The sequence below is a fragment of the Arthrobacter sp. H20 genome, assembly GCF_000520515.1.
Lineage (GTDB): Bacteria > Actinomycetota > Actinomycetes > Actinomycetales > Micrococcaceae > Arthrobacter_D.
This window is the reverse complement of record NZ_KI914712.1, coordinates 37,918-44,805: the sequence shown is the minus strand read 5'-3', so window position 1 is coordinate 44,805 and position 6,888 is coordinate 37,918. Positions and strand designations below refer to the sequence as shown.

The following is a 6,888-nucleotide window of genomic DNA, read 5'->3' as shown; positions in this document are numbered from 1 at the left end:
CGCTGTGGCTTCCCGGCGTCGGCGGTGTTGTGCTCGACGACGCCGGCCGGGTACTGCTGGGCAAGCGCTCAGACAACGGACAGTGGACGGTGATCACCGGCATGCTTGAGCCCGGCGAAGAACCGGCGCATGGCATCGTCCGCGAGATCTTCGAGGAAACCGGGGTCCGGGCGCAGGTCGAGAATCTGATCCGGGTGGAGGTGGTGGGACCGGTCACCTTCCCCAATGGGGATGTGTGTACCTTCCTCACCACCGACTTCAGCTGCCGGTACGTGTCAGGTGAGGCCCGCGTGAACGACGACGAGTCCACCGAGGTCGGCTGGTTCCCGATCGACGAACTCCCGGAGCTCAACGAGCGGCATCGACAGCTGGTTGCGGCCGCTCTGACTGCCGACGGCGTCCCGCACTTTGTCCGCTGAGACCCTCTTTAGGGCAAGAAACTCCCCGGAGGGAAAGGTTCGCCGGTTGCTCGCGGCGGGTCTTTCCCCCAGGGCAGTTTCTGTGCGCTAAGGAGGGGCTACTGCGGCGGGCGGGTCATCGACAGCACGTCGAGTGAGTCATCGAGCTGCTGCTCGGTGAGCTCTCCGCGCTCCACAAACCCGAGCGCGACGACTGCCTCCCGGACAGTCAGTCCCTCGGCGACAGCCTTCTTGGCGATCTTTGCAGCATTCTCGTAGCCGATGTACTTGTTCAGTGGAGTCACGATCGACGGCGACGCCTCGGCGAGGAACCGGGCCCGTTCCTCGTTGGCAGTAATGCCGTCGACCATTTTGTCTGCCATTACCCGGGTGGAGGTGCTCAGTAGACGCACCGATTCCAGGACGTTGCGGGCGATGACTGGGATACCGACGTTCAGCTCGAAGGCGCCATTGGTGCCGGAGATGGCTACCGTAGCGTCGTTGCCCATCACCTGGGCGCACACCATGATGACTGCCTCGCAGATCACCGGGTTAACCTTGCCTGGCATGATTGACGAGCCAGGCTGCAGGTCGGGCAGAGCGATCTCACCGAGCCCGGTGTTGGGGCCGGAGCCAAGCCAGCGTAGGTCGTTGTTGATTTTGGTGAGTGACACGGCGATGGTGCGCAGCATCCCTGACACCTCGACCAGCCCATCGCGGTTGGCCTGGGCCTCGAAGTGGTCACGCGCCTCGGTCAGAGGCAGGCCAGTGTCGCTGGCCAACAGCTCGATGACCCGGGCAGGAAAACCTGCTGGAGTGTTGATGCCGGTGCCGACCGCGGTCCCGCCCAGGGGCACCTCGGCCACCCGGGGGAGCGAGGCAGTGATCCGTTCGACGCCGTACCGCATTTGGGCGGCGTATCCACCGAACTCCTGGCCGAGGGTGACGGGCGTGGCATCCATGAGATGGGTGCGGCCGGACTTGACGACCGTCTTGAACTCCTCGGCCTTGCGTTCCAGCGACGCGGCGAGGTACTCAAGTGCCGGAACCAGATCCTTGGTCAGCGCGGACGCTGCCGCCACGTGTACCGAGGTGGGAAACACGTCGTTGGAGGATTGGGAGGCATTGACGTGATCGTTCGGGTGCACCGAGGTCTCGCTGCCGGCGGCGGCCAATGCCCGGCTGGCCAGCGTTGCGATGACCTCGTTGATGTTCATGTTCGAGGACGTGCCGGAGCCCGTCTGGTAGATGTCGACGGGGAAGTCGCCGTCGTACAGTCCCTGGGCTACCTCTTCGGCCGCGGCCTCGATGGCGCGGGCGCGCTCGTCGTCGAGCACTCCCAGTTCTGCGTTGGCGGTGGCTGCGGCCTTCTTGATCCGCGCCAACGCTTCGATGTGTGCCCGCTCAAGACGCGTGCCGGAGATAGGGAAGTTTTCAACAGCGCGTTGTGTCTGTGCACGGTAGAGGGCGTTGACCGGAACCCGGACCTCGCCCATCGTGTCGTGTTCAATACGGAATTCGGCGTCGGATCCAGGCGATTGAGTCATGCGCCAATTCTCTCCGGTGGGGCTACAAGGCACCAAATCCGGAGACGATTTCGGCCTTGCCGTCCTCGAGCCGGTAGGTTACGCCTACTACAGCGGTTGAGCCGTGCTCCACGGCGTCCGAGATGACCCGCGAGGAATCGACCATGCGTTTGGACGTCTGTTTAATGTGCTCCACCACCGTCGCATTGATGTCGGTCACTCCATTGCGTCGGGACGTCAGCACGGACGGAGTAATCCGCTCCACCAGATCGCGGAGGAAACCTACTGGCATCACTCCGGAGTCGATTGCATCAATGGTCGCTGAGACAGCTCCGCAGCGGTCATGTCCGAGGACCACTATCAGTGGGACGTTCAGCACGCTGACACTGAATTCGAGGGATCCCAGGACGGCGTCGTCGATGACCTGGCCGGCAGTGCGGACAACAAATACGTCACCGAGGCCTAGGTCGAAGATAATCTCGGCCGCCAAGCGGGAGTCCGAACAGCCAAAAATTACTGCGAACGGGTGTTGGGTGTTCACCAGCGAGGCGCGGTGCAGCGCGTCCTGATTGGGGTGTGAGGATTGCCCGGAGACAAACCGCAGGTTTCCTTCACGTAGCCGAAGCCAGGCTTGGGCTGGGGGCAGTTGGTTGTCCACCGCCCTACCCTACGCCGGATTCACTCACTTATCGGGAGCTTATGACGCAGAAAGTTCATCGGCAATGGCGGCACCGAGCACATCGAACTCCGCGAGGTCAGCTGTGCCGTTCAAAATGAGGGTGAACTCACCGGTCTCGGTGCTGAGGAAGGAATCGCCCGACGAACTATCCAGCAGTTCCCAGTCCACTGTGGCAATGCTGCGTTGACCTGACACCTGGGTATCCTCGAGTCGTTGGGCTGTCCAGGTGGGGTTGGCGCTAGCTGTCTGGGTGAGCTGGATGAACTGCCGTTCAGGGGTGAGGTAGCCGACCTCCCAGAAGGAGACGCCGTCGCTGCCGCCGGAGTTCCAGCGGGCAAAATTGGAGGTCCAGCCGGCCGGCAGATCGGGTGCCAGCGGAACATAGCCTGCGATATCAGCCGCTTCAGAAGACACATTCCGCACATCGATGTCCCGGGCGTAGGTCTCGGCCGTGTGGGTCGGATTGAACAGCAGCACCGGAAGAACAAGACCAAAGGTCGCGGCGATGGCTATCAACATGCCGACAACTGTCGAGTTGGCACGCTTCGCCTGCTTGGGGGTCAGTACCGGCGTGACCTGCTGTTCAGCGGCTGGACCCAGACCGGCGTCGACTGGGTTCTCTGATGATCCGGGCTGGGGGTTGCTCACAGCTCCATTTTCCACCACACGTGGTGTACCCACCTAAACGGCGCCCACGTCACACCTAGTGTGCTCCGACCGACGGCCACTATGCTTGGGCGCAGGGGATAAGTCCCGCAGCTTTCGCCAGCAATGGCACAGCGCCGCTTCGACGATGAGGATTGACGTGTCTAACAACGCCAAATCAGCCCAGTATTCAACGCTCTCCCGCTCGCTGGCGGTTGGCGATGACGAGCCGGACCGCAACCTTGCGCTGGAACTGGTCCGTGTCACCGAGGCAGCCGCGATTGCTGGCGGGCACTGGGTTGGCTACGGTGACAAGCTCAAGGCCGACGGTGCGGCAGTGGACGCGATGCGCTCCCTGCTGTCGACTGTCCACTTCAATGGCGTTGTGGTCATCGGCGAGGGCGAGAAGGATGAAGCTCCGATGCTGTTCAACGGCGAGCGGGTCGGCGACGGCAGCGGCCCTGAATGCGACGTCGCAGTGGATCCCATCGACGGAACCCGCCTGACGGCGCTCGGCATCAATAATGCCATCGCCGTCCTGGCGGTCGCCGAGCGCGGCACGATGTTCGATCCCTCGGCAGTGTTCTATATGGAGAAGCTGGTCACCGGCCCTGAGGCAGCAGACATGGTGGATCTGCGCCTGCCCGTCAAGCAGAACCTGCACCTTATCGCCAAGGCGAAGGGTAAGTCAGTCAACCAGGTCACCGTCATGATTCTGGACCGTGACCGCCACCGCCCTCTGGTTGACGAGATCCGCGCCGCCGGCGCGCGCACCAAATTCATCATGGACGGCGACGTGGCCGGTGCCATCGCTGCGGCCCGCGAGGGCACCGACGTCGATGCCCTGATGGGTATCGGCGGCACGCCCGAAGGCATCGTCGCAGCGTGCGCCATCAAATCCCTGGGCGGGGTCATCCAGGGCCGGCTGTGGCCCACCAGCGATGAAGAGAAGCAGAAGGCGATTGACGCCGGACACGATCTCGACCGGGTGATGTCCACCTCCGACCTGGTCACCAGCGATAACTGCTACTTCGCCGCGACCGGCATTACCGACGGCGACCTGGTGCGCGGCGTGCGGTACAGCAAGGGCAAGGTCCTGACCCAGTCGATCGTGATGAGGTCCAAGTCCGGAACCATCAGGGTGGTCGATGGCGAGCACCAGGCCCACAAATGGGAGAGCTACGCACGCCTGAAGTAGGTCGCCGGGGTGGACCGCTAAGCGCGTTAGGGTTGAGAGTATGACCCTTTCAGTGGTGCGGTGCACCGACGAATCCCGGTGGGACGCCGCCGTCAACGCCTTGCTGGGACATCCCCAGCAGCTCTGGGGGTGGGGCACGACGAAGGCCGCACACGGTTGGAGCGTGGATCGGGTGCTCGTTCAGGACGACGGCGTGTTGGTGGGCTGTGCGCAGGTCCTCCTGAGGAAGCTTCCTGTCCCGTTCACGGCGCTGGCGTACTGCCCCCGCGGGCCGCAGACTGCGCCCCACTGCGAGGCTGAGGTGCTGCGTGCGCTTGAGCTCTATGTCAGGCAGGCACACAGGGCTGTGGCGTTGAGCATCGAACCCGATTGGGCGGCAGACGCGGCACCTACAGCAGCGCTGGCTGCTGCCGGGTGGCTCAGCACCGAGAGCACAATCCTGATCGGGCGCACCCTCATCCTCGATCTCACCTGGTCCGAGGATGAGCTGCTTGCGGCGATGAGCAAGAAGCACCGGCAGTACATCAGGAAGTCCGGTCGGGAGGATCTGACCTACCGGGAGGTGACCCGCGCCGAGCTGCCCAAGTGTCTGGCCGTCTACCGGCAGACGGCCGAACGGGCCGGATTTGGCATCCACGAAAACCTCTATTACCTCGACATCTTCGACAATCTGGGCAGCTCCTCGCCCGTGTTCGCGGCGTTCGCTGGTGATGACGTTGTCGCTTTTCTCTGGTTGTCGGTCAGTGATCACACAGTCTTTGAGCTCTACGGTGGAATGACACCCGAGGGCGAGCAGCTGCGCGCCAACTATGCGCTGAAGTGGCTGGCGATCCGGTCCATGAAGGAACGCGGCGCGGTGCGCTATGACTTCAACGGGCTATTGAATGATGGTGTGTCCAAGTTCAAGATGGGCTGGGCCAAGCACGAAAACGAACTTGCCGGTACGTGGGACAAGCCTCTCTCACCGCTGTACCCCCTGTACCGGCGCGCGATGCCCCTGGCCCGGGACGGACTGCGGCTCGCGCAGTCAGCTGGTGCGAGGCTCAGGGAGCTGGTGCCCGGACGGTCCTAGCCGGCCCTGCACTGGGTGCCGGGTCAACTGATGAGTACCTGTCCGTCAGCCACTGCCCAGCGGGTGCCAAGCCGAACATTCTCCAGCAGTCGACGGTCATGGGAGACCAGCAGCAGCGCGCCGTCGTAGTTCTCCAGCGCTTCTTCCAGCTGTTCGATGGCTGGCAGGTCAAGGTGGTTGGTCGGTTCATCGAGCACTAGCAGGTTCACTCCGCGGGACTGCAGGAGCGCCAACGCCGCGCGGGTGCGCTCACCAGGCGACAGGCTGCCCACTGTGCCGCTGACCTGGTCGGCCTTCAGCCCGAACTTGGCGAGCAGCGTGCGGACCTCGGCACGGTTCAGACTCGGGACCAGGGCCTCGAAGGCGTCCCCCAACGGTTCAGTCTCGGGAAACACGCCGCGGGCCTGGTCGATCTCGCCGACGGCGACACTCGCACCGCGCGTCGCCCCGCCCTCGTCGGGCGCCAACTGACCCAGCAGCAGGGCGAGGAGAGTCGATTTCCCCGCGCCATTGGGCCCGGTGATCCCGATCCGGTCGCCGGCGTTGACCTGCAGGGACACCGGACCAAGAGTGAAACCGCCGCGGGTGACTACTGCGCCGTTCAGGGTCGCCACCACCGAACTGGAGCGGGGAGCGGCGCCGATGCTGAACTGGAGCTGCCACTCCTTGCGCGGCTCGGCCACCTCATCGAGCCGGGAAATCCGTGACTCCATCTGCCGGACCTTCTGTGCCTGCTTCTCGGAGGACTCCATGCTGGCCCGGCGCCGAATCTTGTCGTTGTCAGGACTTTTCTTCATCGCATTGCGGACCCCTTGCGAGCTCCACTCCCGTTGAGTCCGGGCGCGGGAAACAAGCTCAGCTTTCTTGTCGGCGAACTCCTCATATGCCTCCCGTGCGTGGCGCTTCGCTACGGCGCGCTCGTCGAGGTACGCATCATATCCACCGTCATACACGGCAACGCTGCGTTGGGGCAGATCCAGCTCAACCACCGTGGTGATGCAGCGGGCGAGGAACTCGCGGTCGTGGGACACCAGGACGACGCCGCCCCGCAGGCCCCGTACGAATTCCTCGAGGCGGTCGAGGCCGGCCAGGTCGAGGTCATTGGTTGGCTCATCGAGGAGCACGACGTCGAATCGGCTCAGCAGCAGGGCGGCAAGGGCGACGCGCGCGGCCTGTCCGCCGGAGAGGCCGGTCATCGGCGTGTCCTGGCCGAGCTCGAGCCCAAGCTCGGCCAGGACTGACGGAATACGATCGGCAAGGTCAGCGGCTCCGCACGCCATCCAGTGGTCGAGTGCCATTCCATAAGTGTCGTTGGCGCCCCGGGTGCCGGACGCCAACCCATCGGCTGCGGCTTCCATCGTGGCGGTGGC

General features: G+C 64.0%; 7 protein-coding genes. 3 read left to right on the top strand and 4 right to left on the bottom strand.

The genetic code is table 11. The features are described 5' to 3' along the window. Nucleotides 1–2: 2 nt before the first annotated feature. Nucleotides 3–419: an NUDIX hydrolase gene (locus tag Y703_RS17495; RefSeq protein ID WP_051427226.1), complete on the top strand. Its 417-nt coding sequence runs from the start codon at nucleotides 3–5 to the stop codon at nucleotides 417–419. Between the two features lie 98 nt (nucleotides 420–517). Here Y703_RS17495 and Y703_RS0102640 read toward each other — a convergent pair whose 3' ends face one another. The 3 genes from Y703_RS0102640 to Y703_RS17490 are packed head-to-tail and all read right to left on the bottom strand — an operon-like array spanning nucleotide 518 to nucleotide 3,251. Next, nucleotides 518–1,945, bottom strand: coding sequence for a class II fumarate hydratase (locus Y703_RS0102640; protein ID WP_026551475.1), 1,428 nt, complete (start codon nucleotides 1,943–1,945; stop codon nucleotides 518–520). A gap of 22 nt (nucleotides 1,946–1,967) precedes the next feature. Beyond that, nucleotides 1,968–2,582, bottom strand: a complete 615-nt coding sequence (locus tag Y703_RS0102635) for a carbonic anhydrase (RefSeq protein WP_026551474.1) — start codon at nucleotides 2,580–2,582, stop codon at nucleotides 1,968–1,970. Nucleotides 2,583–2,621: 39 nt separating this feature from the next. Further along, nucleotides 2,622–3,251 (bottom strand): DUF4245 domain-containing protein, encoded by a 630-nt coding sequence (locus Y703_RS17490; protein ID WP_253907907.1) that lies wholly within the window; start codon nucleotides 3,249–3,251, stop codon nucleotides 2,622–2,624. A 145-nt stretch (nucleotides 3,252–3,396) separates the two neighbouring features. On the opposite strand from Y703_RS17490, the gene glpX reads away from it, so the two are divergent. Both glpX and Y703_RS0102620 read left to right on the top strand, forming a co-directional pair. Beyond that, nucleotides 3,397–4,446, top strand: a complete 1,050-nt coding sequence (gene glpX, locus Y703_RS0102625) for a class II fructose-bisphosphatase (protein WP_035763551.1) — start codon at nucleotides 3,397–3,399, stop codon at nucleotides 4,444–4,446. Nucleotides 4,447–4,486: 40 nt separating this feature from the next. Next, entirely contained in the window at nucleotides 4,487–5,518 is a 1,032-nt protein-coding gene (locus Y703_RS0102620) for a lipid II:glycine glycyltransferase FemX (protein WP_026551472.1), read from the top strand. 23 nt (nucleotides 5,519–5,541) lie between these two features. Here Y703_RS0102620 and Y703_RS17485 read toward each other — a convergent pair. After that, nucleotides 5,542–6,888: ATP-binding cassette domain-containing protein (locus Y703_RS17485; protein ID WP_035763549.1), on the bottom strand; the 1,347-nt coding region annotated here is incomplete at its 5' end.

Bases quoted from the DNA above. Each gene is read 5' to 3' on its own strand.
- Y703_RS0102620 (WP_026551472.1), top strand. From the start codon at position 4,487: ATGACCCTTTCAGTGGTGCGGTGCACCGACGAATCCCGGTGGGACGCC.
- Y703_RS0102640 (WP_026551475.1), bottom strand. From the start codon at position 1,945: ATGACTCAATCGCCTGGATCCGACGCCGAATTCCGTATTGAACACGAC.
- glpX (WP_035763551.1), top strand. From the start codon at position 3,397: ATGAGGATTGACGTGTCTAACAACGCCAAATCAGCCCAGTATTCAACG.